Annotated in this window: 22 protein-coding genes and 1 pseudogene (1 of these 23 only partly in view); 10 read left to right on the plus strand and 13 right to left on the minus strand. The window is 50.0% G+C overall.

Going from position 1 to position 26,125, the window contains the following annotated elements:
- Nucleotides 1-5: 5 nt before the first annotated feature.
- Nucleotides 6-785 (minus strand): ZIP family metal transporter, encoded by a 780-nt coding sequence (locus KE531_04410; protein ID MBR9952868.1) that lies wholly within the window; start codon nt 783-785, stop codon nt 6-8.
- 219 nt (nt 786-1,004) lie between these two features.
- Between KE531_04410 and KE531_04415 the strand changes: the two genes are divergently transcribed.
- The 7 genes from KE531_04415 to KE531_04445 all read left to right on the plus strand — a co-directional run bounded on the left by KE531_04415 (nt 1,005) and on the right by KE531_04445 (nt 6,862).
- Complete coding sequence (locus tag KE531_04415; GenBank protein MBR9952869.1) at nt 1,005-1,217, plus strand: ferrous iron transport protein A; 213 nt, start codon at nt 1,005-1,007, stop codon at nt 1,215-1,217.
- 85 nt (nt 1,218-1,302) lie between these two features.
- Nucleotides 1,303-3,306, plus strand: coding sequence for a ferrous iron transporter B (locus KE531_04420; GenBank protein ID MBR9952870.1), 2,004 nt, complete (start codon nt 1,303-1,305; stop codon nt 3,304-3,306).
- A 76-nt stretch (nt 3,307-3,382) separates the two neighbouring features.
- Nucleotides 3,383-3,754, plus strand: a complete 372-nt coding sequence (locus KE531_04425; GenBank protein ID MBR9952871.1) for a cation transporter — start codon at nt 3,383-3,385, stop codon at nt 3,752-3,754.
- 145 nt (nt 3,755-3,899) lie between these two features.
- A complete protein-coding gene (locus KE531_04430; protein ID MBR9952872.1) occupies nt 3,900-5,102 on the plus strand; it encodes an FprA family A-type flavoprotein in 1,203 nt (400 codons plus the stop codon).
- A gap of 24 nt (nt 5,103-5,126) precedes the next feature.
- Nucleotides 5,127-5,510 (plus strand): desulfoferrodoxin, encoded by a 384-nt coding sequence (locus tag KE531_04435; protein ID MBR9952873.1) that lies wholly within the window; start codon nt 5,127-5,129, stop codon nt 5,508-5,510.
- 28 nt (nt 5,511-5,538) lie between these two features.
- Nucleotides 5,539-5,700, plus strand: coding sequence for a rubredoxin (locus KE531_04440; GenBank protein MBR9952874.1), 162 nt, complete (start codon nt 5,539-5,541; stop codon nt 5,698-5,700).
- Between the two features lie 70 nt (nt 5,701-5,770).
- A complete protein-coding gene (locus KE531_04445; protein ID MBR9952875.1) occupies nt 5,771-6,862 on the plus strand; it encodes a M42 family metallopeptidase in 1,092 nt (363 codons plus the stop codon).
- A 113-nt stretch (nt 6,863-6,975) separates the two neighbouring features.
- Here the strand turns inward: KE531_04445 and KE531_04450 are convergent, their stop codons facing one another.
- From KE531_04450 to KE531_04505, 12 genes are all read right to left on the minus strand, one after another.
- Nucleotides 6,976-8,511: an IS1182 family transposase gene (locus KE531_04450; GenBank protein MBR9952876.1), complete on the minus strand. Its 1,536-nt coding sequence runs from the start codon at nt 8,509-8,511 to the stop codon at nt 6,976-6,978.
- A 124-nt stretch (nt 8,512-8,635) separates the two neighbouring features.
- Complete coding sequence (locus tag KE531_04455; GenBank protein MBR9952877.1) at nt 8,636-9,595, minus strand: Rpn family recombination-promoting nuclease/putative transposase; 960 nt, start codon at nt 9,593-9,595, stop codon at nt 8,636-8,638.
- A 304-nt stretch (nt 9,596-9,899) separates the two neighbouring features.
- Entirely contained in the window at nt 9,900-12,008 is a 2,109-nt protein-coding gene (locus KE531_04460; GenBank protein MBR9952878.1) for a beta-propeller fold lactonase family protein, read from the minus strand.
- 12 nt (nt 12,009-12,020) lie between these two features.
- A complete protein-coding gene (locus KE531_04465; GenBank protein MBR9952879.1) occupies nt 12,021-12,914 on the minus strand; it encodes a hypothetical protein in 894 nt (297 codons plus the stop codon).
- A gap of 13 nt (nt 12,915-12,927) precedes the next feature.
- Nucleotides 12,928-14,553 (minus strand): carboxylesterase/lipase family protein, encoded by a 1,626-nt coding sequence (locus KE531_04470; protein MBR9952880.1) that lies wholly within the window; start codon nt 14,551-14,553, stop codon nt 12,928-12,930.
- 24 nt (nt 14,554-14,577) lie between these two features.
- Nucleotides 14,578-15,528, minus strand: a complete 951-nt coding sequence (locus KE531_04475; GenBank protein MBR9952881.1) for an MBL fold metallo-hydrolase — start codon at nt 15,526-15,528, stop codon at nt 14,578-14,580.
- Nucleotides 15,529-15,542: 14 nt separating this feature from the next.
- Nucleotides 15,543-16,517 (minus strand): ABC transporter ATP-binding protein, encoded by a 975-nt coding sequence (locus tag KE531_04480; GenBank protein MBR9952882.1) that lies wholly within the window; start codon nt 16,515-16,517, stop codon nt 15,543-15,545.
- A complete protein-coding gene (locus KE531_04485; protein ID MBR9952883.1) occupies nt 16,514-17,500 on the minus strand; it encodes an ABC transporter ATP-binding protein in 987 nt (328 codons plus the stop codon). Before KE531_04485 ends, KE531_04480 begins: the two co-directional genes overlap by 4 nt.
- Nucleotides 17,501-17,517: 17 nt before the next feature.
- A complete protein-coding gene (locus KE531_04490; protein MBR9952884.1) occupies nt 17,518-18,372 on the minus strand; it encodes an ABC transporter permease in 855 nt (284 codons plus the stop codon).
- Nucleotides 18,373-18,384: 12 nt separating this feature from the next.
- A complete protein-coding gene (locus tag KE531_04495) occupies nt 18,385-19,305 on the minus strand; it encodes an ABC transporter permease (GenBank protein MBR9952885.1) in 921 nt (306 codons plus the stop codon).
- Nucleotides 19,306-19,383: 78 nt separating this feature from the next.
- A complete protein-coding gene (locus KE531_04500; protein MBR9952886.1) occupies nt 19,384-21,084 on the minus strand; it encodes an ABC transporter substrate-binding protein in 1,701 nt (566 codons plus the stop codon).
- A 72-nt stretch (nt 21,085-21,156) separates the two neighbouring features.
- Entirely contained in the window at nt 21,157-22,521 is a 1,365-nt protein-coding gene (locus KE531_04505; GenBank protein MBR9952887.1) for an MATE family efflux transporter, read from the minus strand.
- 351 nt (nt 22,522-22,872) lie between these two features.
- Here KE531_04505 and KE531_04510 point away from each other — a divergent pair, with 351 nt between their 5' ends.
- From KE531_04510 to KE531_04520, 3 genes and pseudogenes are all read left to right on the plus strand, one after another.
- Nucleotides 22,873-23,640 (plus strand): GntR family transcriptional regulator, encoded by a 768-nt coding sequence (locus KE531_04510; GenBank protein ID MBR9952888.1) that lies wholly within the window; start codon nt 22,873-22,875, stop codon nt 23,638-23,640.
- 333 nt (nt 23,641-23,973) lie between these two features.
- Nucleotides 23,974-25,392 carry a carboxylesterase family protein gene (locus KE531_04515; protein ID MBR9952889.1) on the plus strand — a complete coding sequence of 473 codons (1,419 nt, stop codon included), beginning with the start codon at nt 23,974-23,976 and terminating at the stop codon, nt 25,390-25,392.
- Nucleotides 25,393-25,514: 122 nt separating this feature from the next.
- Nucleotides 25,515-26,125: pseudogene (locus tag KE531_04520) on the plus strand (transposase) (it continues 564 nt past the right edge of the window).

Below are 26,125 nucleotides of genomic sequence, written 5' to 3' on the forward strand. Positions count from 1 at the left end.
GTTTCCTAGCCCAGGGCCACGTCCAGGATCATCATGATGGTGAAGCCTGCGGCAAAGCCGATGGTACCGATGTTGGAATGTTCGCCCTCGGAGGCCTCCGGAATCAGCTCTTCCACCACCACGTAAATCATGGCGCCGGCCGCAAAGGCCAAAAGATAAGGAAGCGCCGGCACAATAAACCGATATAGCCGCACCGTAAGCAGAGCCCCCGCCGGCTCCACAGCTCCGGAAAGTGCGCCGAGAAGAAACGCCTTGTTTTTTCCGGCGCCTTCGCTTTTTAAGGGCAGGGAGATGATGGCGCCCTCCGGGAAATTCTGGATGGCGATTCCCAGGGAAAGGGCAAAGGCGCCGGCCATGGTAATGCCGCTGTCAGACGCCAGGACGCCGGCGTACATGACGCCAACGGCCATGCCTTCGGGGATGTTGTGGAGCGTCACGGCGAGCACCAGCATCGTCGTCTTTTTGAAGCCGCAGCACATGCCTTCCGGCTCATCTTTTCCCATGTGAAGGTGGGGGATTGTCCTGTCGAGGATTAAAAGGAACAGGATTCCCAGAAGGAAGCCGGCAGCCGCCGGGATGAAGGCAAGCTTTCCCATGTGCTCCGACATATCCATGGCGGGGATTAAAAGCGACCAGACCGAGGCCGCCACCATGACGCCGGAAGCAAAGCCGAGAAGCGCCTTCTGGATCAGCGGCCGGATCCCGTTTTTCATGAAATACACACAGCCCGCCCCGGCTGCCGTGCCGACGAACGGGATGAAAATTCCAAGTATGATCTGACTCAATGCTCATGTCCTCCTTTTCATCTTTCTTCCTGTTATTGTATTCGATTTTCAAAAATAAATAAAGTATAAAATATTTCTTGACAAACGGCGAAAGTTAAGCTATGCTAACTCTAGCACAAGGAACTTGCGCTGCTTGCGGGCAGCGTTTGATTTTTGACGTATGGTTAGTTGAAACTACCTCTGTGAAAACGAGGAGCCAGTTGGAAGGATGGAAAGAATATGACTTTATTGGATGCCAGGGATGGCGAGGAGTACATCATAAAAGATATTGCGACAGAGGATGAAGAGCTGGAGGCTTTTCTCTTTTCTCTGGGATGCTATACCGGCGAGCCGATCACTGTGATTTCGCACCTGAGAGGCGGCTGCGTGGTTTCCATCAAGGATGGACGGTACAATTTCGATACTGATTTAGCGGGAGCTATTTCAATATAAGCTTTTATGCTTGGCTGCATGGAGGCATACTGGCAAAGGGTTAGTCTTTGCTAATTGAGAGTTCATGAAGGAGGAGTTTTGTGTTATGAGAATTGCTTTTGCAGGCAATCCGAACAGCGGCAAAACAACCATGTACAACGCGCTGACAGGACGGAACGAGCGCGTCGGCAACTGGGCCGGTGTTACGGTAGAACGAAAGGAAAGCCTTATTAAAAAGGCGTATTACGACGGAGGAGAGGAACTTGTTGCGGTGGATCTGCCGGGAGCTTATTCCATGTCCCCATTTACCTCCGAAGAGAGCATCACCAGCAGCTATGTAAAGAATGAAAAGCCGGACGCGATCATCAACATCGTCGACGCGACGAACTTAAGCCGCAGCCTGTTCTTCACCACACAGCTTCTGGAGCTGGGCGTGCCGGTGGTGGTTGCCTTAAATAAGAGCGACATCACGGAGAAGAAAAAGACAAGGATCGACGAAAAGCTTCTGTCTGAAAAGCTTGGCTGCCCTGTGATCAAGACAATTTCCACTTCCTCCGGCCACGAAGGATTAAAGGAGGCCGTAAGCCAGGCGGCTGCCCTGGCGGGAAAGAAACAGAAGGCGCCCTATGTGCAGGCGGATATTGATCTCCATGACAAGGCCGCAGTGGAGGCCGCCGACAGGAAGCGTTTCGACTTTGTAAACGCGCTTGTTAAGGATGTGGAGAAGAGAACCGTATTCACCAAGGATAAAAACTTCCAGGATAAAATCGACGCGGTGATCACCCACAAGATTGTCGGCATTCCGATTTTCGCGGTTGTCATGTATCTTGTATTCTATATTTCCCAGTCCACGGTGGGAACCTGGATCGCGGACTGGCTCGTCGGTTATATCGAGGCCTTCCAGGGCTATGTGGGCGAAGTCCTTCTGGCGGACGCCAACCCGTTCCTGGTAGCGCTCCTGGCCGACGGTATCGTAGGCGGTGTAGGCGCGGTTGTCGGTTTCCTGCCGCTTGTAATGGTCATGTACTTCCTGATCGCTCTCTTAGAAGACTGCGGCTACATGGCGCGTGCAACGGTTGTGCTTGACCCGATTTTTAAGAGAGTCGGCCTTTCCGGGAAATCCGTTATCCCCATGGTAATCGGTACCGGCTGTGCGATCCCGGGCGTTATGGCGTGCCGTACGATCCGCAGCGAAAGAGAACGCAGAACGACTGCCATGCTGACACCGTTCATGCCATGCGGCGCAAAGCTTCCTGTTATCGCGCTGTTTGCAGGCGCCTTCTTCCGTGACGAGAGCTGGGTGGGGCCCACCATGTACCTGGCAGGCATCCTTCTGATCCTTCTGGGCGCTCTGCTTGTAAAGAGAATCACAGGACAGAAGTTCCGCAAGTCCTTCTTTATCATCGAGCTTCCGGAATACAAGATCCCGAGCCTGAAAAGAGCCATCGTTTCCATGCTGGAGCGCGGCAAGGCATACATCATCAAGGCCGGTACCATCATCCTGGTCTGCAACACGGTCGTACAGATTATGCAGAGCTTCAACTGGCAGTTCCAGCTTGTTGAGGAAGGCATGGAGAGCACTTCCATCCTGGCCAGCATCGCAAATCCCTTTGCCGTGCTGTTCATCCCCCTTGGCTTTGGCGTGTGGCAGCTTGCGGCTGCGGCTATCACCGGCTTTATCGCCAAGGAGAACGTAGTCGGCACTCTGGCAGTTGTATATGGCCTTTCCGGCGTCATCGATACGGATGAGCTGGCCCTTGTGGGCGACGGCAACGTCGTTGCCACCACCATGGCGCTCACCAAGGTTGCCGCACTGGCTTACCTGATGTTCAACCTCTACACTCCGCCCTGCTTCGCGGCGCTTGGTGCCATGAACTCGGAGATGAAGAGCGGAAAATGGCTGTTGGGCGGCATCTGCCTTCAGCTGGCAACCGGCTACACGGTGGCGTTCCTGGTATATCAGATCGGTACCCTTGTTACCACAGGTTCTCTTGGAACTGCTTTTGTTCCGGGCCTGATCGCAGTCCTGGTGTTTGCGGCCATCATCATCTGGAGAATCCGCAAATCCGATACGGAATTCGTGGCTGAGTACAGCTTACATATGGGTTAAAAATACAGAAATCAGCGGTGGACATGGTAAAAGCCATGTCCGCCGTTTGGTGCTTTGGAAGGAAGGCATGTTTATGATGGCAAATGTAATTGTTGTTATTCTTTTGGCGGTTATCATCGGAGGCGCAGTCTCCTACCTGATTAAGGCCAAAAAAAGCGGTGCAGCGTGCATTGGATGTCCGTCCGGCGGCGCATGCGCTGTGCCGAAAATTGAGAAAAAGAAATTGAACGGCCCGGTGATTGGGAAAAAAACCATGAAAATCGCGGGAATGACCTGCGGCCACTGCGCGGCAAATGTGACTAGAATATTGAACAGGATTGACGGGGCCAGCGCGGTGGTTAAGCTGTCTGCCGGTACCGCCGTCGTATCCTATGACCGCGAGATCTCGGAGGATGTGCTGAAGAAAGCGGTAGAAAGCCTCGGGTATAAGGTAATGGAGATCGTTTAAGCAGGACTCGGAAGCAGGGATTTTCCTCTGCTTCCTTTTTCTTTCAATCATTTTTAATTGCAAGAAACAAGCAAAAGAGCTTGAAATTATGTTCACGACAATTTACAATAGGAAGAGACGAATACCATGATAGGAGGGACTTTTTATGAATTCTGTCAGAAAACTTTCCGACTCTTTATACTGGGTCGGTGCCAACGACCGGAGGATCGCTCTGTTTGAAAACGTATATCCCGTGCCGAAGGGAGTTTCCTATAATTCTTATGTAATGCTGGACGAAAAGTGCGCCCTGTTTGATACGGTGGACGCTGCCTTTACCCATGATTTTCTGGAAAACGTCCGCCACGTCCTTGACGGCCGCAGCCTGGATTATCTGATTGTGAACCATATGGAGCCGGATCACTGTGCGTCCATCTGCGACATTGCCGGCGTTTATCCCGATGCAACCATCGTCTGCACGGCCAAAGCCGCAGCCATGATGAAGCAGTTCTTTGATTTCGACGTGGACAGCCGTGTCATGACCGTAAAGGAAGGCGACAGCCTCTCCCTTGGAAGCCATGAGCTGACCTTTGCCATGGCTCCGATGGTACACTGGCCGGAGGTCATGGTCACATATGAAAAAACAGAAAAAATCTTGTTCTCCGCCGACGCCTTCGGCTCCTTCGGCGCCATCGACGGGAATATTTTTGCCGATGAAACCGACTATAAGAATGAATGGCTTCCGGAGGCCAGAAGATATTATACGAATATCGTCGGAAAGTACGGTGTCCAGGTACAGGCCCTGTTAAAGAAAGCAGCCAGGCTGCCCATCGAGATGATCTGCCCGCTCCACAGCCTTGTTTGGAGAAAGGACATCCCGTGGCTCGTGGAAAAATACGGCAAGTGGAGCTCCTATGAGCCGGAAGAGCCGTCCGTGGTGCTGGCCTACGCGTCCGTCTACGGGCACACGGCAAAGGCTGTGGACATTCTGGCCGGAAAGCTTGCCGAGCGCGGCGTGAAGGGAATTTCCGTCTACGACGTGTCAAAGGCCCATCCGTCCTATATTATTTCGGATGCCTTCCGCTGCTCCTGCCTGGTGCTGGCATCCATCACGTACAACAATGGAATTTTCTGCAACATGGACAGCCTTGTCCACAACCTGGCAGCCCATAACCTTCAGAACCGCACCATCGCCCTGATTGAAAACGGTTCCTGGGCGCCTGTCTCCGCAAAGCTTTTGACGGAGAGCCTGTCCGCCCTGAAAAACTGCATGTTCCTGGAGAAAGGCGTGACCATTAAGTCGTCCCTTCAGCCGGGTCAGGAAGAGGAGCTCGACGCATTGGCAGATGCGATTGCCGATGCTTTAAAATAAAATAGCGCAGAAAGGGGAATCATTATGGAGAGAAAGTTTTTTATCTGTGAGCACTGCGGAAACCTGGTGACGTTTTTGAAGGCCAGCGGTGTTCCGGTTGTATGCTGCGGCCAGAAGATGACGGAGCTCGTTCCCGGTACCACCGACGCCGCCGTGGAAAAGCATGTCCCGGCTGTCAAAGTGAACGGAAATGAGGTTCATGTCCAGGTCGGCTCTGTGGAACATCCGATGCTTCCGGAGCACTACATCGAATTTATCTGGATGGAGACGGAAAAGGGCTCCCAGCTTGCAAACCTGAAGCCGGGCGATAAGCCGGAAGCAGTCTTTACGCTCGCAGAAGGCGACAAGGTCGTCGATGTCTATGCTTACTGCAATCTGCACGGACTCTGGAAGGCGCAGATGCTGTAATAAATTAAATTCATTTTGGAGGGAAATCATGAAGAAATATGTATGTACCGTATGCGGATATATCTATGATGAGGAAAAGGGCGATCCCGATAACGGCGTAGAGCCGGGAACCAAGTGGGAAGACCTGCCGGCAGACTGGGTATGCCCGCTCTGCTCCGTTGGAAAAGACGAGTTTGAAGAAGAACAGTAATAAAAAGCACTGCTGCCCCGCCGGCCGGCCATACCCTGCCGGCAGCGGGGCAGTTTTTATGGAGGTTATGATGGAAAAAGTATTTGTAAATAGGGAAACGCTTCAGATGATTGAAGATTTTTCCAATGCAAACGCCCCGTCCGGCTTTGAGGACGAGACGGTGAAGGCGGCCGCAAAGCACATCGGCGGCGGATATGAAACCGAGGAGGACTGTCTCCGGAATTTCTACATGTACAGGAAGGCAAACACCGGGAACAAGCCGGTGTTCATGCTGGATGCCCACGGGGACGAGGTCGGCTTCATGGTGCATTCCATCCGGCCCAACGGGACGCTGCGCTTCGTCGCTTTAGGCGGCTGGAACGTCGGCTCCCTGCCGTCAAGCCGCGTCCTTGTCCGCAATTCGGAAGGGAATTTCATCCCCGGCATCATCGCTGCAAAGCCGGTGCATTTCATGTCCGCATCGGAGAAGGCCTCATCGGCCGCAGACATCGCCTCCCTGTCCATCGACATCGGGGCTGTAAGCGCTGAGGACGCTGTGAATAATTTCAAGATCCGCATCGGCGAACCGATTGTGCCGGATGTGAAGATGGAATACGACGAAGAGCACGACCTGATGTTTGGAAAGGCCTACGACTGCCGGATCGGCTGCGCCGCCGTCATCGAGACGCTCCACAGGCTCCAGGATGTAGAGCTTGCCGTAGATCTCGTGGGCGTCATCTCCTCCCAGGAGGAAGTGGGCGAGCGCGGCATGAAGGTGGCTGTCAACCATGTAAAGCCGCAGATTGCCATCTGCTTTGAGGGCTGCCCGGCCGACGACACGTTCACGGATCCTTATGCGGTTCAGACAGCCTTCAAGAAAGGGCCGATGCTGCGGTTCATGGATAAGTCCATCATCTGCACGCCCAGGTTCCAGCGGTACGCCCTGGATCTTGCCGAGAAGCACGGCCTGCCGGTTCAGGCTTCCGTCCGCGAGGGCGGCGGGAACAACGGCGCCATCGTACATACGGCACTGGACGGGATCCCCACCATCGTCATCGGCGTCCCGGTCCGCTACATCCACACCATGAGCGGAATTGCTTCGTATTATGATTTCGAGGCGACGGTGCAGCTGGCCGTGGAGCTTGTAAAGTCCATGACCGAGGAGATTATTAAGGGATTTTAGGATCAGATGCAGGAGGGTGTCCCAAAACTATGATTGATTAAAAATCATAGAGAGGGGCATCCTCTTCTTATATTGCTGAAAAGGGCTTTTACATGAAAAACAGCACTGGATGTTCATCTCTCCAGCGCCATCTTTGTGATGTTATGGGCGATTGCTAACAGTCCCCACTCTATTTTTACCTTATCCGCTCCGCGCAAGTGAAAACGACGGAACGACCAACAGCCTTTGATCCTCCCAAAGACCTGTTCCACTTCCACAACCCTTTGTGAACGCAGTACCAGTCCTTTTTCGGAACAAAGGTTCTCGTTTGCTTTTCTTTTCAGTTCATTCAACCGGTGGGATACCCGGACCGTGCGGTTCTTTTCCGTATGCTTACATTCTGATGCATAGTGGCAGCCGCTGCAGTCTTCACACCGGTAATAATCCCGCCTAGTTTCATAGCCGGCTTCTGTTACATATTTTCGGTTTCCCACATGCACCAGCCGTTTCCCATTTCTGCAGACAAAGCTGTCTGATTCCGGCAGATAGGGCAGATTCTCCGCCAGATAAGGGGTCTCCCGGTTTTTCTTTTTCTTCTCCCAGTGAAATTTGTTGTATTTTACATAACAGCCTACCTTCTTTTCTTCTAAATATTCATAATTCTCTTCGCTCCCATATCCTGCATCCGCGATCACGTTTTCCGGTAAACACCCCAGTTTTTCTTCCAGGTGCCTTAGGTGCGGGATCATTGTTTTCGTATCGGTTGGGTTGGGATGTATGGTAAAGCCCACGATATATCGGTTCTCTGTCCCGATCTGGATGTTATAGCCAGGTTTTAGCTGGCCGTTTAACATGGCATCTTCTTTCATCCTCATAAAAGTGGCACCCTGGTCTGTTTTTGAATAGCTGTTCCTTCCACGAAAGGTTTCCAGGGATTTTTCGTATTTCTGTTTCCTGGGAAGGATATCCTTTTTAAATTCTTTGGATTTTTTCTTCAGCTGTTTATTTCCTGGCTCTTGTTCCAACTTTTTGTCGATGCTCTCCACAACAGCTGCCACCTGTTCTGCGGTGATCTTGGTATGCTCCCCCTTTTCCTCCAGGTCTTCTTCCAGATAAATCTGATTTTCTTCCGCCACAATCCGGTCGATCTCCCGGAGATGGTTCTTGATCTTTTCATCTAGTTTCCGGTCATAATTACGGACGGACTTGTTCCATACGAAAGAATACTTATTGGCGTTAGCCTCGATCTTTGTGCCATCCAAAAAGTAATTCTGAAGCTTGATATAGTTTTTCTCGATCAGGAGTTTGACCACTTCAAAGAACACATCCTCGATGATGTCTTTCATGTGAAGGCGAAAGCGATTGACGGTACGAAAATCCGGTTGATTTCCACCAGCGATCCACATGAAATTAACATTTTCACGAAGAGCTTTTGCGATCATGCGGGAGGAATAAACTTTCTGAGAATAAGAATAGATCATAACCTTCAGCATCATCCGTGGGTGATAAGCAGGGCATCCGCCCTCTTTGTATCTGCCGTAGAGTGAAGACAGGTCCAAACTGTCCACGATGGTATTTACGACCCGCACCAGATGATTTTCCGGTATAAAATCTTCAAAAGATAGTGGTAATTGTAATTGATCCGTAGTATAATCTTTAAATGTGAGCATACCTTATTATATCACATAATAAGGGGAAATGGAGAACGGCGTGGTAACCGTTCTCTATTTTTTCAGAAAAAGAGGGTATCCCCTCAAGTCACTTCATGACTTTTGGGACACCCTCTTCTTGTGTTTAAAGGATTCCGTAATGTTTGTACATCTGTTCCCGGAACGCTGCATCCTTTGCGGCCTGCTCAACGGCCGATTGCCGGTTGTCCCGGAGCAGGGCAAGAATCAGCTTTGAAAGGCGCTCCTCGCCAGCCGTCTGTCCTTCTGCAAGCCCTTCTGTTCTACCATCTTCAATCAGTTCATCTATCGCTCTGCACATATCAAACGCCTCCGTTTCCTGTTCTGCAAGCATCTGCGCCAGCCGCTTCTGTTCTCCTAAAAGCACCAGCGCCGCCGTCATTTCCACATCGTCAAACTGCCGTAGCTCCTCCCGGTGCTCTGTCACATACCGGTAGAGCTTCTTTTTGTCTTTATTGTATTTTACCATACTGAAAATCTGCTGTAAAGGACTGCGAAAGGCCGCTTCATCCGGAAGCTCCTGTACGGAAATCAGGTGGATTTTGTAGTCCGGTATGTATTCTCTCAGGGCTTCCGTCTCCGGCCCCAGCCGGAACATCTCATGAAGACTTTTGGCCCCGTCCCACCTGTCTCCGAAATACAATACGGCTGTGACAACAGGCACCAGCTTGTCTTCCCGCCGGATTCCCGACAGGAATTCGTCCCCTGCAAGCTTTTCCCCGGACATCTTATGCCCATAGGCCAGCGCTTCGATCTGTTTTGTGTACTCAAGCGCATCATACAGCATGTTCCGCACCGGCATGGCATAATGTACCCCGGTCTGGCTCTCTCCCGCCAGGATCAGCGAGTAAGCGCCGAAATCTGCCTCCATCCGGATATCGCCCCGCCGCTCCAGGGGCCGCCTCCTCCCCGCCTCCTCATACAGGATTCCCGCCTGATTCGGGATCTGGCGCAGCATTTCCGGCTTTAGCACCTGCTTCCCTGCATACACGGTTCCGTTCATCAGGTCTGCAAAAATTTCCCGTCTGGAAAGCAGGCGATTGACTGCTACATCTGTTTTTCCCATTCTGCCTCCTCCTTTGATACTCCGGCAGCCAAAAAAACCGTACCTTTGTCTTTTTCACCTCTTTTTCTTTTGTTTTCTGCTTTCGTGGAATTCCTGTGGATGGGCGGCCGAACGGCCGTAAGATGGATGAATTGTTTCTACGTGCGCGTCAGAATTCGCGGAAAGAAATGGGTTGTGACTTTGGTGGTCTGGAAAGGACGGTGAAGATGGCGCCGGGCTGGTAATTTTTAGGATAGCGGAATGTTGGGGGATTGTCAAGAGGGGGGCAGCGCATACAAAACATGCCACCTGCCCCTCTATTTTTTCATTTTCGTCTGTTTTTATAAATCGTTTCATCACGATATTCCAGAGCTGCCGTACCGCAGGTTTTTACTTTATTAAGCCTGCCTTTTTGTTCATGAACAAACTCGTTGCTGTCCGGATCTTCCAGCACCGCACAGCACGCCTTATAGAGGTCGGAAACCAGGCTTTTTTCTGCGCCGAGTACCATATGGCTCATAAAAATGCAGTCAAATTCCCCCATTCTGGGAACCAGCTTCTCCAGCTCCTCCTTCAGCGCTTCCACTGTGCCGTACTCCGCATACGGCATTCCCGGAGCCGATACACCTGCAATCCCGCAGACATAAAGAAGCGTATCGCCTCCGAACAGGATCCGATTCTTCTTGTCCAGAAAGGCACAGTGGGCGCAGTTATGCCCCGGAAGGAAAATCATTTCTACTTCGTGCCCTTCCCCGAGATCAAAAATATGATGATTCTCACATGGAATATATTCCGGTACTCGAAACGGGATTTTGTCCTCTGCGGAAAAATCGCGCCAGATCCCTTTTCCGTTTTCATCGCACAGGGGATCCCACATATGCTCATTCTGAAGTGCCAGATATGGGAGAGCATGCTTATGGACATATACTCTGTCAAATTGAGCATTGCCATATGCATGATCGATGTGCGGGTGCGTATTGGCAACCAGAAGCTCCCTATCCCCGATCAGGCGGTTTACGGCCGCTTTTAAATCTCCTATCCCAAAGCCAGTGTCGATAAGAAGGGCCCGACTCGGCCCTGCAATCAGATGGATCCAGGGATCTCCATGGCCGTCAAAGCTTTTCAGAAAAAAGCTGTACACATTTTCACGAAACCGGAACAGCTTCGCATACGGAAACTCCGGCATCACTTTTCCCAAAGGGAGGATATCCTGTTTCCATTTCTGGCTCTTCGTTTCCCGCACATGAAACGGTTTTTCCGATTCTTCTTCATAAGAGATAAAAATCAGATTTCCAGGAAAGCTGCACTCCGCTTTTATGCCTTCTGCGGTAAGTTTCCCATCTTCCCCAATGCGGAATCCTGCAATACAATCGGAATCCCGGTTCATGGAAAACAGGTATCTCTCATCCGGAGACAAACAAAGCCCTCTTGGATTCTTCCCCTGGCAGTCCACATCTTCCAAAAGCGAAACCGCTCCGTCTTCCAAAACGGAAAACACAGCTATTCTATTCAACCCGCGCATGGCTGCATACAGGAACCTTCCATCTGCCGTCAACACCAGATCCGAAGCGCCCTCCGCTCTCCACGAAGCGGCTGCCGTTTCATCCTCTAGGAGTGCCGCCGTCTGAAGTTTCCCCAGTTCCCCGCTTTCTCCGTCATATTTCCATACATGCAAAAAAGCACTGTTTTCACAATTCGTATAAAGGATAGGGAGTGTCGGATGAAAAATTCCGTACCTTGGATGGCTGCCGGTCTCAACTTCCTTGGATGCCAGGGGTATCAGCTTTCGTGTTTCCCTGTCAAACCGGCAGGTATGAATGATATCCTGACCTTTGTCACAGATTACAATCAGTCTGCCATCCGGAGACTGAATGCAATTATGAAGATGCGGGAGCGCCCCCGTTTGAGGCTCATGAGTCTCCTTGGGGGACGGCAGGAAAAAGGCATCCTCCATTTCTCCGGGAGAACCGTCCGGGAGAATGGGGAACAGCGATACGGCCGTATCTTCTGTCTCTGCAAACGGTCGGAATCTTCCGTCCTTCTCCCGTCTTATCTTTGTCACCAGATTCCCTGTGCCGTGATGCGGAATCAAAAGTGCATCGCCTCCAGCTTCCAAAAGCACATAGCTCGGGTTCGCGCCGCAGGTTCTCCTCTCGCCGATCAGTTTCAGGGTTCCGGTTTTATGATCCGGCTTAAATGCCAGAATCCTTCCGCCGCTCCCCGGTTCCCCGTCTGCATCCCTTGTCTCATCTGTCACATAAAGCACGTCTTTTTCGGCATCGTACGCCCTCTGGCCGGCATTGACCTCCGGGCAGTAATCCCCAAGCTTTGTAAAAGTACCGTGCTCCGCCTCATAGGAAAAGATATGGATTCCGCGTGAAGTCCCTGGCCGCATGGCGAAGCTTCCCACGGCTGCAAAAATTCTCGCTGCCATCAATTCCCCTCCTTAATATGTATCAAATCTCCACACACGCTTCCATTCATGGGTTTCCCCCGGTTTCAGCAAAAATCCATGGACAATTTCCGGGCAGAACATATGATCTACACCCCAGACTGCAATTTTCGCCGGATGGTAATAGTCCTCGCCTTCCACATAGGCTCTTGCGCCTTTATGAAGCAGCCGCCAGCAAAACGGGATTTCCTCCTTGATGTCCTCTCCGCGAATCAGCGTGTCTGTATCAATAGCCGTAAACTCACAAAAGGTCAGCCCATGCCCGTTGCCGCGGAATGCCCCGGAAAAGCCCCGTCTGTTGGGAAGCCGCTCATAGCCCAGATCCGGAATCTGCGGCATTTCAAGCTGATAATCCGATCCGACAGCCATGCCATCGATGCTGATAAAATTATGGCAGAACTCCTCCATTGAGATTTCTTTTTCTCCTGTGTTGTGTACTTCAATCTCCATTGTCATGGCATTTTCAGATACCGACACAGTTTTCTTTGCTGTCAGACCGTATCCAAGGCAAGGCGGCATCTCCGTTTCAAAAACAGCTTTCTGCCCGTTCGTATGGATTTTTGTCTCGAATTCCTTTACTTCCCGATACTTTTTATAAAAAATATACTTTTCGCAGTCCTCTTTGCGAATGAGACCAACCCCAAATTTAGGGAAAAATTCTCCCACTTCCGCTTCATTGCTGCAATCAAAGCGATATTCGCTGCAAAATCCGCGACCTCCCGAACAGGGATGGATCAGATTCCTCGGTTCTGCCGCGCCAAAATGCATGCCTCCGTCCAGAATCACATCTGCAATAAAACCGGCCCGGTCAAAGCGGAAGCCTGTATTCGGTCTCTCTCCCGGTTCGGCAATTTCCAGCCTCAACCGGCTGCTTTCTAATGTAAACATCCCGTGTCCTCCGTTAAAATGTAAGTTTATATTCTCTCTGGACAAATTCATGAATCAGCTCGTCCAGACGGCCTTCCATGCCTTCATGGGCTTTCAGCTCTTCGCCAAGCTCCATATATCCGTAGTTTTCATTTGCAGACGGCCAGAATGGCAGCCCTTCGCCATTGGGGTCACCGCTTTTTATAAAATTGGCCCAGTAAGAACTCATCTTATCTGCCATCTGAAAATCACAGCTCCGCCATGGCCTCGAGGCCGGGATCCCCTTTCTTAAGGAGGCGAACACAAACCACAATTCGGTGGAGTGCCATGCCAGGCTGACACGGCAGTCCCTTGCCGTTCCCACGTCCTCACCTTCCAGAGGGATCAGATAACGCCAAACTCCGTCATATACTTTTGCTTCCGGCGCTTTTTGATCCATGTAAAGGCCAAACATCCTGTTTAACATCAGATTCCGGCTCACATTCATCCCCTCGCTTCCCGCAAGCCCACATACGGCCAGCCAGTGCGCGGTTTGAAAAGCAGTCTCATCCGTGACAGAAACGAGATTTTCAAAGTCATATTTTTCATACAGCGGCCCCAGAAGATTCTTAAAATGCCTGTAAAAATCGGCTGCGGTCGAAATTTCCTTGCCAGATTCGCGCATCGGTTTTTCATTGAGCCCGGATACGGAATTCCCAAACAGGTCGGCTTCTCCCCAGTTGCAGAGATTTAGGAAATCCACCTTACCCAGATATTTATCAAAGCACTCGCTCACACTGTCACCGGGAACCAGCATTTCATCCGGAACCATGTCTCCAGGTGTGATGGCCCGCGTTGCCGTCATGCTGAAAATTTTTTCTGTCGGAAGAGCCCGCAGCTCGTCTGCCGAAATATCCTCGGGAAGCCCAAGATGCTTGAGATAGCTTTTTCCAATTTCATATGCCTCTTCTCTTGATTTAAACGGAATCTTCCATTTCAGGCCGCTTTCACTAATGACACGCTTCACGCGGTTCTTTCCCGCCGGAGAAACCGCTATCATGGCCGCCTTCAGGGCTCCGCCCGACTGGCCGCCGACTGTGATATTGTCAGGATCCCCTCCAAAGGCAGCAATATTTTCCGTAATCCAATCCAGCGCTTTTACCTGATCCATAAACCCGTAATTTCCGCCATGTCCATCCTGTTCTGCATCAAACTGAGGCAGAACAAGATACCCGAACACATTAAGCCGCTGCGCCACGGTGACGACCACAATGCCTTTCTTTGCCAGAACCTGCGGATTAAACTGCGGTTCATAAGCATAGCAGTTTGTCAGGCCGCCGCCGTGATACCAGACATAAACAGGCCGTTTTTCTCCGGCATTCTCCGCCCCGCTGCATATATTCAGGTACAGGCAGTCCTCGCTCATCCTGGGAAACCCGTCAAAATAATATTCCTTTTCATGGCGGTCCGACAGCGGAATCTGCATGGCAGCCGGCGCAAACTCCGTACACGTTCTCACGCCGTCCCATCGTTCGGGATTCTCCGGCGGCCGGAACCGAAGCGCACCTGTCGGCGGCGCCGCATATGGAATTCCGCGAAATACCGTAATTCCCGCAAATTCTCCACCATATTCTTCGCCTTCCACAAGGCCATAGGTTGTCTTTACAATTCCCAATGCCATTTTTCTTCCTCCCGGTTTTCCATCCTAAAATACATTTTCCGCCGTATAGGCAAAAAACCCAAGTCCCCTTACATGGCAAAACCTCGTCAGAATTCCTCTGTGATTTCTTTCCTCAAAATCACAGTTTTCAGGGTTTTCCAAAATTCGCTCTAAAACCTTTATCATCTCGAGAACCGCACTATTGTCGATATCTACAATAAAATGACCCGGAAATAGAGAGTCGAACTCCCCAAGCCTTTCCGACAGCTTTTTTACCTGACTATAAAACCCGTTTACCGTACAGAACTCCGCATGCGGCATACCGGCCCGTTTCATCCCAATCCCTACACGCATACTGATAAAATCATCGCCGCAGAAAAGGATCCTGTTCTTTTTATCAAGGAATGCCGCGTGACCGGCCGAATGGCCTCCAAGAAAGATAAGCTCGACTTCATGCTCAGGGCCCAGGGAAAAAATGCTTCCGTCCGGGCACGGAACAATTTCATATTTTTGAAACGGAACAATATCTTTCCTGTCAAAGTCACACCAGATGTTCTTTCCGTTTTCATCAAACAGATAGTCCCAGATATGTGGATCCTGCTTCTGTTCCAGATATGGCGCCTCATATTCATGGCAGTACACCTTCTCAAACTGGCAGTTCCCATAGCAGTGATCGAAATGGGCATGAGTATTCACCAGATAAAGGGGCTTTCCTTCTGCAAGCTCCTCGGCAAGGCCTTTTAAATTCCCGATTCCAAATCCCGTGTCAATTAACAAAGCTTTTTCTTTCCCGACAACCAGATACATCCACGGAGCTCCCATACCGTCTGCGCTGTCTTTTAAAATTCCGTAGACGTCATCGCGGAACTGATAAACCTCCGCATAGGGATCCACTTCGTACTCACGTTTTGTCTTATTATGGCTTCTCAGCTCTTTCATCCATGCCCGGCTTAAAGGATCAACCGGCTCACGTTCCAGAATCACTTTTGATTTCATGTTTTTGTCCCCCGTTATGCCGAAATCATGTTTCTGGCTTCCTTCCAGAAATGACAGGCAACACTATGTCCCGGTGCCACCTCATGAAGCTCTGGCGTTTCATTTTTGCAGCATTCCCTTGCCATCGGGCACCGCGGCGCAAACCGGCAGCCTGGTTTCGGGTTCACAGGGCTCGGCACGTCGCCCTTCAGCACGATTCTCTGTGATTTATCTTTAAAATCCACTTTTGGTACGGCCGAAAGCAGGGCTATCGTGTATGGATGACGTGCATTTGCAAAAATCTCGTCTGTCGGTGCAAATTCTACAATCTGTCCCAGATACATAACGGCCACCCGGTTGGAGATATGGCGCACCACGCTCAGATCATGGGACACAAAAAGATAGGACAATCCCATTTTTTTCTGCATCTCGATTAAAAGATTGATGATTGTCGCCTGTACGGACACATCCAGGGCAGATACCGGCTCATCACAGATAATAAACTTCGGTTTTAAGGCAAGGGCCCTGGCAATTCCTGCAAGCTGACGCTTTCCGCCGTCCAGCTCATGAGGAAACTTATCCAGGACATAATCCTCAAGGCCAACGGAGTTTGCCAGTTCCTTTACGGTCTTTTTTAATTCCGCTCCCGAGGCAATTTTATGGATCTGATAGGGATCTGCCAAAATCGCGCTGATGGTCTCACGCGGATTCAGGGACGAATAAGGATCCTGGAAGATGATCTGCATCTTCTTTCGGACTTCATTGAGTTCCTTTCCCTTTAACTTCAGAATGTCTTTCCCTTCAAAAAGTACCTGTCCCGACGTAGCGTTCAAAAGGCGGATCAAAACATTTCCGACCGTACTTTTCCCGCACCCGCTCTCACCGACAAGTCCGACCGTCTCGTTGGGCATAATATCAAAAGAGACATCATCCACTGCATGCAGTTTTCCTTTGCCGGGAATATTAAAATACATTTTCAGATTTTTTATGCTGACTAACGGCTCTGTCATATCTGTTCCTCCACTTCCCAACATGCTGCATAATGGTTATCATTGATCTTTACAAGCCCAGGAATCTCCGTTTTGCACCGTTCCTTACAATGGGCACAGCGAGTGTGAAATTTACACCCTGCCGGCAAATTCTGGGAATTCGCCACCGTACCCGGAATGGACTCCAGAGGCTCCCTCTCGCCGGTAAGCTTGGGAATCGCATGAAGGAGGCCGTAGGTGTACCAGTGCTTCGGATTTTCAAAAACCTCCTGCACCGTGCCATACTCCACGATTTCACCGCCGTACATGATCGCTACCTTCTGACAAAGCTCTGCAATAATTCCCAGATTATGGGTAATCATGATAAGCGACGTATCATACTCTGTCTGAAGCTTTTTCATCAGCTCCAGAATCTGTGCCTGAATTGTCACATCCAACGCCGTCGTCGGTTCATCCGCAATCAAAAGCTCCGGAGAACAGGCCAGAGCAGCCGCAATCCCGACTCGCTGCCTCATCCCGCCGGAAAACTGATGGGGATAGTCATCCAGACGGTATTTGGCGATTCCAACCATCTCCAGAAGCTTTTCCGCCTCTTCTTTCGCCTGCTTTTTGTCCAGCTTTTTATGTTTTCTGAGGCCCATAGCGATCTGATGCCCTACTGTAAATACCGGATTCAAAGAGGTCAGTGGGTTTGCAAAAACCATGGAAATTTTGGCCCCGCGGATCTCATTCATTTCCTTTTCTTTTTTCTTCAGCAGAGATTCTCCATGGAACAGGATATCTCCGCTTCGTATAAATCCCACCTTGTCCGGAAGTAGGCCCATGACTGACAGGGCGGTCGTGGTTTTTCCCGCTCCGCTTTCTCCGACAAGACCGATGGCCTCTCCCTTATGGATTTCCAGGTTCAGCCCGTTGACCGCCTTGGAGACGGCGCCGCCGGACACGTATTCCACATACAGGTTTTCTATTTTTAAAAGTTCTTCCTTTTTCTTTAACTCTGCCACACTGTTCCCACCTTTCTCTAATTGGTATTCTTCGGGTCAAAGATATCACGAATACCATCGCCCATGAAATTAAAGGCCAGAACGGTAAGCATGAGCGCGATACCAGGAGCAATGACGACCCACGGCGCCGACGTAATATAGGTACGGCCGTCCGAAATCAGGTTGCCCCAGGACGGAGTCGGGACAGGGACCCCCATTCCCAGATAGCTTAAGCTGGTTTCCACCAGGATGGTTCCTCCGAAATATCCGCTGGCGGAAATCATAAGAGGTGTGATCGTATTTGGAAACAGCTCTTTCCAGAGAATCCTGGTTCCGCTCGCGCCCAGTACCTTTGCAGCAGAAATAAATTCCTTGTTTTTCATGCCGAGAACCGTAGCTCTCACAAGACGCGCCGTTCCGACCCAACCGGTTGCACTCAGCGTGAAAATCAGATTCACCATGCTGGTTCCCATAACGGCAACCACACAGATCGCAAGCATGAGCTGCGGCACCGCCTGAAGCACATCACAGAACCGCATGATAACCATATCAACCTTCCCGCCGTAATATCCGCTGATCAGACCGACGGCGGCTCCAAGCGTCATACTGATAAGCGTCACAAGGAATGTGATTTTAAGGGAAACCCAGCCGCCTTCAAACAGTCTCGTGAGCATGTCACGTCCCAACGGGTCACAGCCGAACGGATGGCCTTCAAGGCCGTTTGCAAAATAATCCGGCGGTTCCAGGCGCGTGAGAAGATTGGATGTCTCAGAATCCCAGTACACCCACCATCTCGAAGTAAAACACGCCGCTACAATAATAAACAGAAGGCCGAAGCCGATTAAAAACAGTTTGCTCTTTTTCATTCTTCTGAGAACTGTACTTAATTTCATCCTTCCCACCTCCTAGTTAAATGTAATCCGTGGATCCACAACCGTATAAAAGATATCGGCCAGCAGATTCCCAATCACCAGCATGACGGCCGACACCAGAAGAATCGACTGCACAAGCTGATAATCTCTCGTGTTAATGGCCTGTACCAGGAGTGCCCCCATTCCCGGCCAGTTAAAAATATTTTCCACAACGGTCGCTCCGGCAAACAGCTTTCCAAACTGGGTTCCTATGTTGGTAACAATCGGAAGCAAGGCATTTCGGAATGCGTATTTCATATAGGTTACACCTTTGGAAATCCCGCGTGCCCTTGTGGCCGTAATATAGTCTTCATGAATAACGTCAACCATTCCGGAACGCATGAGCCTCGTCTGGCTGGCCGCATAGCCGAAGCCAACGCAGAGTCCCGGCATTATCATATGTTCAATCCCTCCGATTCCCTGGATCGGCAGCCATCCCAATTTTACACCAAAAATCAGGATCAAGAGGAATCCCAGCCATACAGTCGACATGGCCTGCCCGACAATTGCAAAAAACATGGCTCCAAAGTCCACAGCCGTACCCTGATTTACACCGGCGATCACGCCAATGACAATCGAAAAGATGCATGCCCATCCAAACCCGAACAAGCTTAGCAAAAGTGTCTGAGGAATCCTGGAGGCCAGAATCTCACTGCCCGGCATGCTGTAATTCCAGGAATATCCCAAATCTCCTTTTAACAGTCCTTTTATGTAGGTCAGATACTGTACCAGCCATGACTGATCCAGCCCCATTCTCACGCGGTATTCTTCAATTTCCTCCGGAGTCGCCGTTTCCCCTGCCATCATGCGGGCCGGATCACCTCCGCCCAGACGAACTAGAAGGAATGCGATGACCGATACCCCTATCAATACGATTACAGAAGCCAGAAGCCTTCTCACATATTTATTCTTCAAGCGTCTTTCACCTCCATAGTATTCTGCCGCCCGTAATATTCCGGTATCCGGCAGAAAACTGCCGGATACCGCATTTCCTTATTCTGTCACTACCATCGCGCGCATATCGCTGATCTTATGGCCGTGGAAAGAGATTCCTTTGATACTATCCTTCCAGGCATAGAGCTCAGTCGGCCAGTACAGATAGATATTCGGTTCAAATTCCGCCAGCTCAATTTCATACATCTGAGCCAGGAGCTCGTCCTGCTTCTCCTGATCCATCTCTGCTGCCATCTGCTTTCCAAGCTTTTTCAGTTCTTCGTTCTGGAACCCGGTATTAAAGCGATCCTCGCCGATTCCTTCTGCTGCCGTCTTATACCACATGTTTCCGCTCTTTCCAATGGACGAAAGAATGATGTCAAAATCTCGGCTGCTGCGCGCCTCGTTGTAAACGGCCGTCTCTAACGGTACAACCTCTACATTAAAGCCCACGGAATTTGCCATGGACTGAATTGCCTGGCACAATTCCGTTCCAATGGAAACCACACTGGTAGAATAAATGAAGCGAATCGGTTCCCCGTTATAACCGGAATTGGCAACAAGCTCTTTTGCCCGTTCTACGTCATACTGGTAGGTCAGATTTTCCCTATATCCCAAATCATGCTCAAGGCACGGATACATACAGGGAATTCCGTATCCATCCAGAAGCGCCTGCACAATCAGTCCCCTGTCGATGCAAAGGGACAGAGCCTCTCTGAGATCTCGATTGCTGAAAAGGTCACCCTCACCGCATGCTGTCTGGAGATATACATAACTGGCTGGCACAACTTCGTGGATATAGTAGCCCTCAGACTTTAACGGCTCCACATCCGATGTTGGGATTCCATTTACAATGTTGGCTTCACCAGTACGCAGAGAAGAAACTCTCGTCGTAGCCTCCACGGACTGTTTCATGGTAATATGTTTTACATTCGTATAACGGTTCGCATAGTCATAACCCCAATAGCCATGCTCATCCGTCCGAAGCTCCAGCTCTACCACAGAGTTTGCACCGTCAAAGGACGTGACCACATAAGGGCCGGAGCCTACCGGATTCTGCCAGAATTCTTCATACGGAGTCGACTCATATGCGGATTTGCAGACGATCAGAGTATCCGGCACGTTTACCATGGTCCAAAACTCCGGCATCGGAGCTGCAAAATGCAGTGTCAGATTAAAATCATCGATTTTTTCTAATTCGCCGATATAGTTTCTCCATCCCTTTACAACGGAATCCGGGAGATGTTCTTTATCATCACGCAGACGTTCCAGGGAAAAGATCACGTCATCGGCTGTCAGAAGTTCACCGTTGGTAAAATACACATCGTCACGGAGATGGAAGGTAATGGAGCTGTAATCCTCAGCCATTTCCCATTCCTTTGCCACCCACGGAATCGTATTTCCCTCGTCATCCTTGCTCAAAAGCCCGTCAAAAACAAGATAGTCCAGTTCAAAGTTCGGGTTCTGAGTTGACTGAGACCACTTGTCCAGAGTATTGATGGAAGAGGTCATCTGATAAACGATGCTTTCCGTCGCATCTTTCTCCGTCCATCCTTCTGGCTGTTCCAGGCTGAAAGTCTCCTCTGCCAGCGTTTCCGCCGCACTTTCCGTACTCCCGGCGGCTGTCGTCTCTTCACTTTTTTCACTAGCCGCTGTCTGCTGCGCCGTGCTGCTTTCCTGTCCGCCGCCGCATGCTGCAAGAGAAGTTGTCATGCATATGGCCAAACCTGCTGCCGCGAGTTTCCTAAAGATTTTTCTCATACAAAATTTCCTCCTTAATTTTTATTTCCTGCGGTTTCCCGCATTCTTTTCTCATAATTCCTTTCGCTTGTATCAGTCATCCACAAGCCGCTTTCTCCGTTTCCATGCACCACTGTAATAATAGGAAGCATGAACCAGGATCGGGCCGATTCTAGCAAACGAATTTCCCATAAAAAATCCAACGACTCCCATATTCAGATGGATACCGAAAAGCCAGCATAGCGCCAGCCGGAATACCACACCGTCCAGGACTCCTGCCAGAAAAGAGAGTTTGGAATTCCCCGTTCCTGTTGTGATAATGTCATAGCATCCCATCAAAGCCGAAAGTCCACAGCAAGATGCCGCCACCAGCATGATGGACGGCGCATATGCCATAACAGCAGGGTCCTCTGTGAAAATTCCGAATATCGTTTCTGGAAACAGAAGGAAAACCGTCGATAAAAATGCGGCTGCCAAAAGTGTGATCTTAAGAGCAGCATACAAAGTTTCCTTAACTCTTTCGTAAAATCCGGCGCCGATATTCTGTCCGGCGATGGAGCCTCCCGCACTTTTGATGCTCTGTGTCACAATGCTGGACATCGTAATAATCTTTTCCACAATCCCATAGGCGGCCGAAGCCGCTACACCAAGCCCATTGACAAAACGAAGAATGACAAGCTGCGTTCCCTGAATCAGGATTGTCTGAAGCGCCATCGGAACCCCGATTGCCATCATAATTTTCAATTTCTGAATATCAATACGAAAGCTTTTTACCTTGAAATCGAACAGAAACAGCTCTCTGTGCCTGTAAAGGTAGAGAATGGAAAAAGAAAAAGCGAATCCCTGGCCAATCACGGTGGCAAGTGCTGTCCCTGCCGCTCCCATCCTGAACACAACCACAAACACCAAGTCCAGGATTAAATTTGTCAAGGCTGCAATAGCAATAAAAAGCAGCGGTCTCTTGGAATCTCCCATGCCTCTTAAAACAGAGCTGACTGCATTATAGCCGAATACCAATGGCATTCCTGCACTGGTAATCCGAAAGTAAGAAAGCGCCGCGTTAAAAGACGCCTCCGGTGTATCCAACAGCCTGAGTACTGTTTCCGAAAAAAGAAAACTTAACAGCCCAGCCGCAAAAGACAAAACTGCCAAATAAGAAAACAGCGTTCCGATTGCTGCACTCACATCTTTTTTAACTGATCCGGCCCCAATCTGCTGTGCAATATAGATCTGACCGCCAGCCGCCAGCCCTACGCTTATATTGGTGCACATGCTTAAAAGCTTTCCTCCAAGTGTAACTGCCACAATTCCCGTACTTCCGACAAATCTTCCGATAATAATCATATCTACCATGTTATAAAGATCCGTCAAAAGGTTTGCAAGTAAAAAGGGGATCATAAAGGCAATCAAAAGATGGGAAATATTCCCTTTGGTAAAATCGGTTCCTATTGTTTCCACCCCTCACCTCCCAATCATGACCTGAGACCCGGTTGGATCATATCTCTTCCTTTCCCAATACAAAAAGATATGTATCCGCGCCTTAAGTCATTTTCTTTTTAGATATCTTTTATACTAAAATACCACATTGAAAGATTGCCATCAATAGGATAAATTGACAAAGAATCATTTTTTATTTATGCATTTTAACTAACAGTGTTCATTTTCAAAAACTGTATATTGTTAGGTTTTTATGTGGCTCTTATGATATTTCCTTATTGCAAAATCTTTCGGCAGACCTTACAATATAGAAAAGAAAAAGATATCTTTCCGTTTTTTTATCATAATATGAATACTGGAGGAAATTTGTATATGTGTGCAAAAGCACCGAAATATATTGAAGTATATTCCAAGATACGCCAGGCGATCCTGACAGGCGAATTCCCGGCAGGCTCTTTCCTTCCCACGGAGAATGAGCTGATGGAACTTTATGATGTAAGCAAAACAACGGTGCGCCATGCCGTAAAGCTTTTAAGGGAGCATGACCTCGTAGAGGTTCGGCAAGGCAGCGGAACAAAAGTCCTCCCGGTCGAACAGCAGACCGTCATCCACTCCAAATATCATAATCCCGGTTCTTCCACAAATGTTGTAATCCACTATACGACCCATGGAAAAGGCGAAGTCAACAATACAAAAGCCGTAATCGATCTGGTGCCGGCAGATGAAACGGCAGCAGCAGCTCTTGAAATTCCGGCCGGTTCCATGGTTTACCGCCTCCAGCGGCTTCAGCTTATAGATGGGACTGTCTTTGGATATATGGTAAATTACATACCACAGTCCCTGGCTCCCGACCTGAATACCCGGGGAGAGCTTCTCACAGACCTTTATGGCTTTCTGTTCCGCAATTACGGGATCCGGGTTACAGAGATCCGTGAAACCGTCGATGCCAGGGTAGCCGGCTTTATGGAAGCCCAGTATCTCCAGGTGGATATCAATACGCCGCTTGTTCTCCTGCGCCGGATTGCAGCCGGCGATACAGCTCCCGTGGAATACTGCGAGACAACGGTGCGTCCCGATATTTTTCATATGACTGTCACCGTCGATAAACCGGGCACTGCGGATTCGCAGCCATATTTGTAGCTTTTTGCCCCGGCCCGTACCGTCTGGCATGTTTTTCAAATTCATTTTGAGGAATACGCATAGACCAGCATACAGGCCGGGAAACCGTGTCATCAGATGTTTTTTCTTTCTCATCACAAATTTTCAAACTTCATCTTGACTTCTATTTTGTTCTGATCTATAATCGAATTAGATATAAATCAAATATCTTTTTTGGATATCATTTCAATGTCTATCTTCCTTTCCCAAACAACTGCCCTGCTGCCCACATTCCGGCCCCGGCAGGTGACACAGAACAACTCCGCAGTCATTTTATCAGCACATATTAAACAGGAAAGAAAGGTAGGATTTCATATGGCTATTTTAAAGGTACTCACAAAATACGGCACTGTTGTCGGTGTTCCGGGAAAGAATGCCAGAAATACTGTATTTCGCGGTGTCCCCTACGCACAGCCGCCGGTCGGTGCCCTTCGTTTCGCGCCGCCAAGGGAGCCAATTCCGTGGGATGGAGAACTTTTCTGCACGGAATATTCGGCTTCTTCCATACAAAGGGAACCCGTCTCACCCAGTATTCACACCGTCTCTGAAGACTCCCTATACCTAAACATCTGGACGCCGGCCGAATCCCCGGAAGAAAAGCTCCCCGTCATGTTCTGGATCCACGGCGGCGGCTTCATCGCCGGTTCCGGCACTTCGCCAAATTTTTCCGGCGAGGCCTTAAACGCCCACGGCGTCATCCTCGTAACCATCAACTACCGTCTCGGCGCTCTTGGTTATCTGGCGCTTCCGGAGCTTTTGGAACGGGACGGAACCACCGGGAACTACGGGCTTCTCGACCAGATTGCCGCCCTCAAGTGGGTGCATGAAAACATCGCCGCCTTTGGAGGCGACCCGGACAACATCACCGTCTTCGGCTTTTCAGCCGGCGGCATGTCCACCCGCATGCTCATGTGCTCCCCGCTCTCCCGCGGCATGATAAGCAAAATCATCGTGGAGTCCGGCGGCGGCATTACGGATTCCGACTATTACCGGCCGCTTTCCGAAAAAATGGATATCTGCGTCCGGGGCATGAAAAAGCTGGGCTGGACACTCTCCGACCTCATGGAAAAGGACGCCCGGGAAATCTTTTCCGCGCTCCATGATGCTACCGCAGATGAGCTGGAGCCATGGGAAAAATCTGTGTTCCAGCCTGATGTGGATGACTGGTCGCTCCTTGACACGCCCGGCGTCAGCCTCTGGAAAGGCGACTGTGCCGACGTTCCGGTCATGGCAGGCTCCGTTACCGGCGACAACGGATGGATTAAAATCGTCCGTCACGAAGTCACCGACGAATCCATGATTCCGGCCTTCGTCTACTCCCGCGGCGTCTCCTGGGCGGCGCGCCAGGCAGAAACCGGCCGGAGACCGCTCTATACCTACCATTTCGAGCGGACGCAGCCAAAAAAGTACTGGGCCAGCGAAGCAAATAAAACGCCTCACGGAAGCGAGATTCCCTATGTAATGGGTACCATAAACCCGGAGGAATTCGGAGAATACGACTTCGAGCTCTCCCGCATGATGACCGCTTACTGGGCCAATTTTGCCAAAACGGGAAATCCCAACGGCCCGGGGCTTAAGAACTGGCCGCTCTATACTCTGGACGAGCCGGTTTCCATGCATTTTACCGACACTGGGTACCAGGCTGAGCCTCTGGCGAAGACGGAATCTGAGAAACGGGCCATCCGTTTTGTCACCGATCATCCCGGTGTCATCCGCTCTCTGAAAGGACTTTAAATGTACAATAGGAGCCGTTGCAAAATAGATGAGTAATCATCTATGGAGCAGCGGCTCCTTTTTTATGCCCTGAAAACAGAAAACGGACCCTGAAGAGCCCGTAATCCATGGTATAATAAGATATGACCAGTAAATTAAAATACCATAAAAATTATACCGAATTCGGTGAGCCTTATCAACTGGTTTTGCCATTAAATTTGGAAGGTTTGGTTCCTGATGATGATTCTGTTCGACTGCTGAGCCACGAATTGGAGGATTTAGATTACAGCTTGCTGTATCAGGCTTACTCTGCCAAAGGCAGAAATCCGGCAGTGGACCCAAAGACCATGTTCAAGATCCTGACTTATGCCTATTCCCAGAACATCTATTCATCCAGAAAAATTGAAACCGCATGCAGACGCGACATCAACTTTATGTGGCTGCTTGCCGGACAAAAAGCACCGGATCACAGCACCATTGCCCGTTTCCGAACCGGTTTTCTGGCAGATGCCTGTGAAAATCTGTTCTACCAGATGGTCTGCCGCCTGGAAGCAAGCGGAGAATTATCAAAAGAAACCGTATTTATTGATGGGACAAAACTGGAAGCCTGTGCCAATAAATATACCTTCGTCTGGAAGAAATCGGTGGGGAAATGGGAAGCAAAGATGTACGAACGGATTCAGGAGGCAGTCTGTCTTCTGAACCAGGATTATATCTGCGGGTTCCATGTGGGAGAGGAAAGCCGTACCCAGGA

The organism is Eubacteriaceae bacterium Marseille-Q4139, from assembly GCA_018223415.1.
Classification (GTDB): domain Bacteria; phylum Bacillota; class Clostridia; order Lachnospirales; family Lachnospiraceae; genus CABSIM01.

Excerpts from the sequence above, each read along its gene's own strand:
- KE531_04415 (MBR9952869.1), top strand. The coding sequence starts at position 1,005 with ATGACTTTATTGGATGCCAGGGATGGCGAGGAGTACATCATAAAAGAT.
- KE531_04420 (MBR9952870.1), top strand. The coding sequence starts at position 1,303 with ATGAGAATTGCTTTTGCAGGCAATCCGAACAGCGGCAAAACAACCATG.
- KE531_04425 (MBR9952871.1), top strand. The coding sequence starts at position 3,383 with ATGGCAAATGTAATTGTTGTTATTCTTTTGGCGGTTATCATCGGAGGC.
- KE531_04430 (MBR9952872.1), top strand. The coding sequence starts at position 3,900 with ATGAATTCTGTCAGAAAACTTTCCGACTCTTTATACTGGGTCGGTGCC.
- KE531_04435 (MBR9952873.1), top strand. The coding sequence starts at position 5,127 with ATGGAGAGAAAGTTTTTTATCTGTGAGCACTGCGGAAACCTGGTGACG.
- KE531_04440 (MBR9952874.1), top strand. The coding sequence starts at position 5,539 with ATGAAGAAATATGTATGTACCGTATGCGGATATATCTATGATGAGGAA.
- KE531_04445 (MBR9952875.1), top strand. The coding sequence starts at position 5,771 with ATGGAAAAAGTATTTGTAAATAGGGAAACGCTTCAGATGATTGAAGAT.
- KE531_04450 (MBR9952876.1), bottom strand. The coding sequence starts at position 8,511 with ATGCTCACATTTAAAGATTATACTACGGATCAATTACAATTACCACTA.
- KE531_04455 (MBR9952877.1), bottom strand. The coding sequence starts at position 9,595 with ATGGGAAAAACAGATGTAGCAGTCAATCGCCTGCTTTCCAGACGGGAA.
- KE531_04460 (MBR9952878.1), bottom strand. The coding sequence starts at position 12,008 with ATGGCAGCGAGAATTTTTGCAGCCGTGGGAAGCTTCGCCATGCGGCCA.
- KE531_04465 (MBR9952879.1), bottom strand. The coding sequence starts at position 12,914 with ATGTTTACATTAGAAAGCAGCCGGTTGAGGCTGGAAATTGCCGAACCG.
- KE531_04470 (MBR9952880.1), bottom strand. The coding sequence starts at position 14,553 with ATGGCATTGGGAATTGTAAAGACAACCTATGGCCTTGTGGAAGGCGAA.
- KE531_04475 (MBR9952881.1), bottom strand. The coding sequence starts at position 15,528 with ATGAAATCAAAAGTGATTCTGGAACGTGAGCCGGTTGATCCTTTAAGC.
- KE531_04480 (MBR9952882.1), bottom strand. The coding sequence starts at position 16,517 with ATGACAGAGCCGTTAGTCAGCATAAAAAATCTGAAAATGTATTTTAAT.
- KE531_04490 (MBR9952884.1), bottom strand. The coding sequence starts at position 18,372 with ATGAAATTAAGTACAGTTCTCAGAAGAATGAAAAAGAGCAAACTGTTT.
- KE531_04500 (MBR9952886.1), bottom strand. The coding sequence starts at position 21,084 with ATGAGAAAAATCTTTAGGAAACTCGCGGCAGCAGGTTTGGCCATATGC.
- KE531_04510 (MBR9952888.1), top strand. The coding sequence starts at position 22,873 with ATGTGTGCAAAAGCACCGAAATATATTGAAGTATATTCCAAGATACGC.
- KE531_04515 (MBR9952889.1), top strand. The coding sequence starts at position 23,974 with ATGGCTATTTTAAAGGTACTCACAAAATACGGCACTGTTGTCGGTGTT.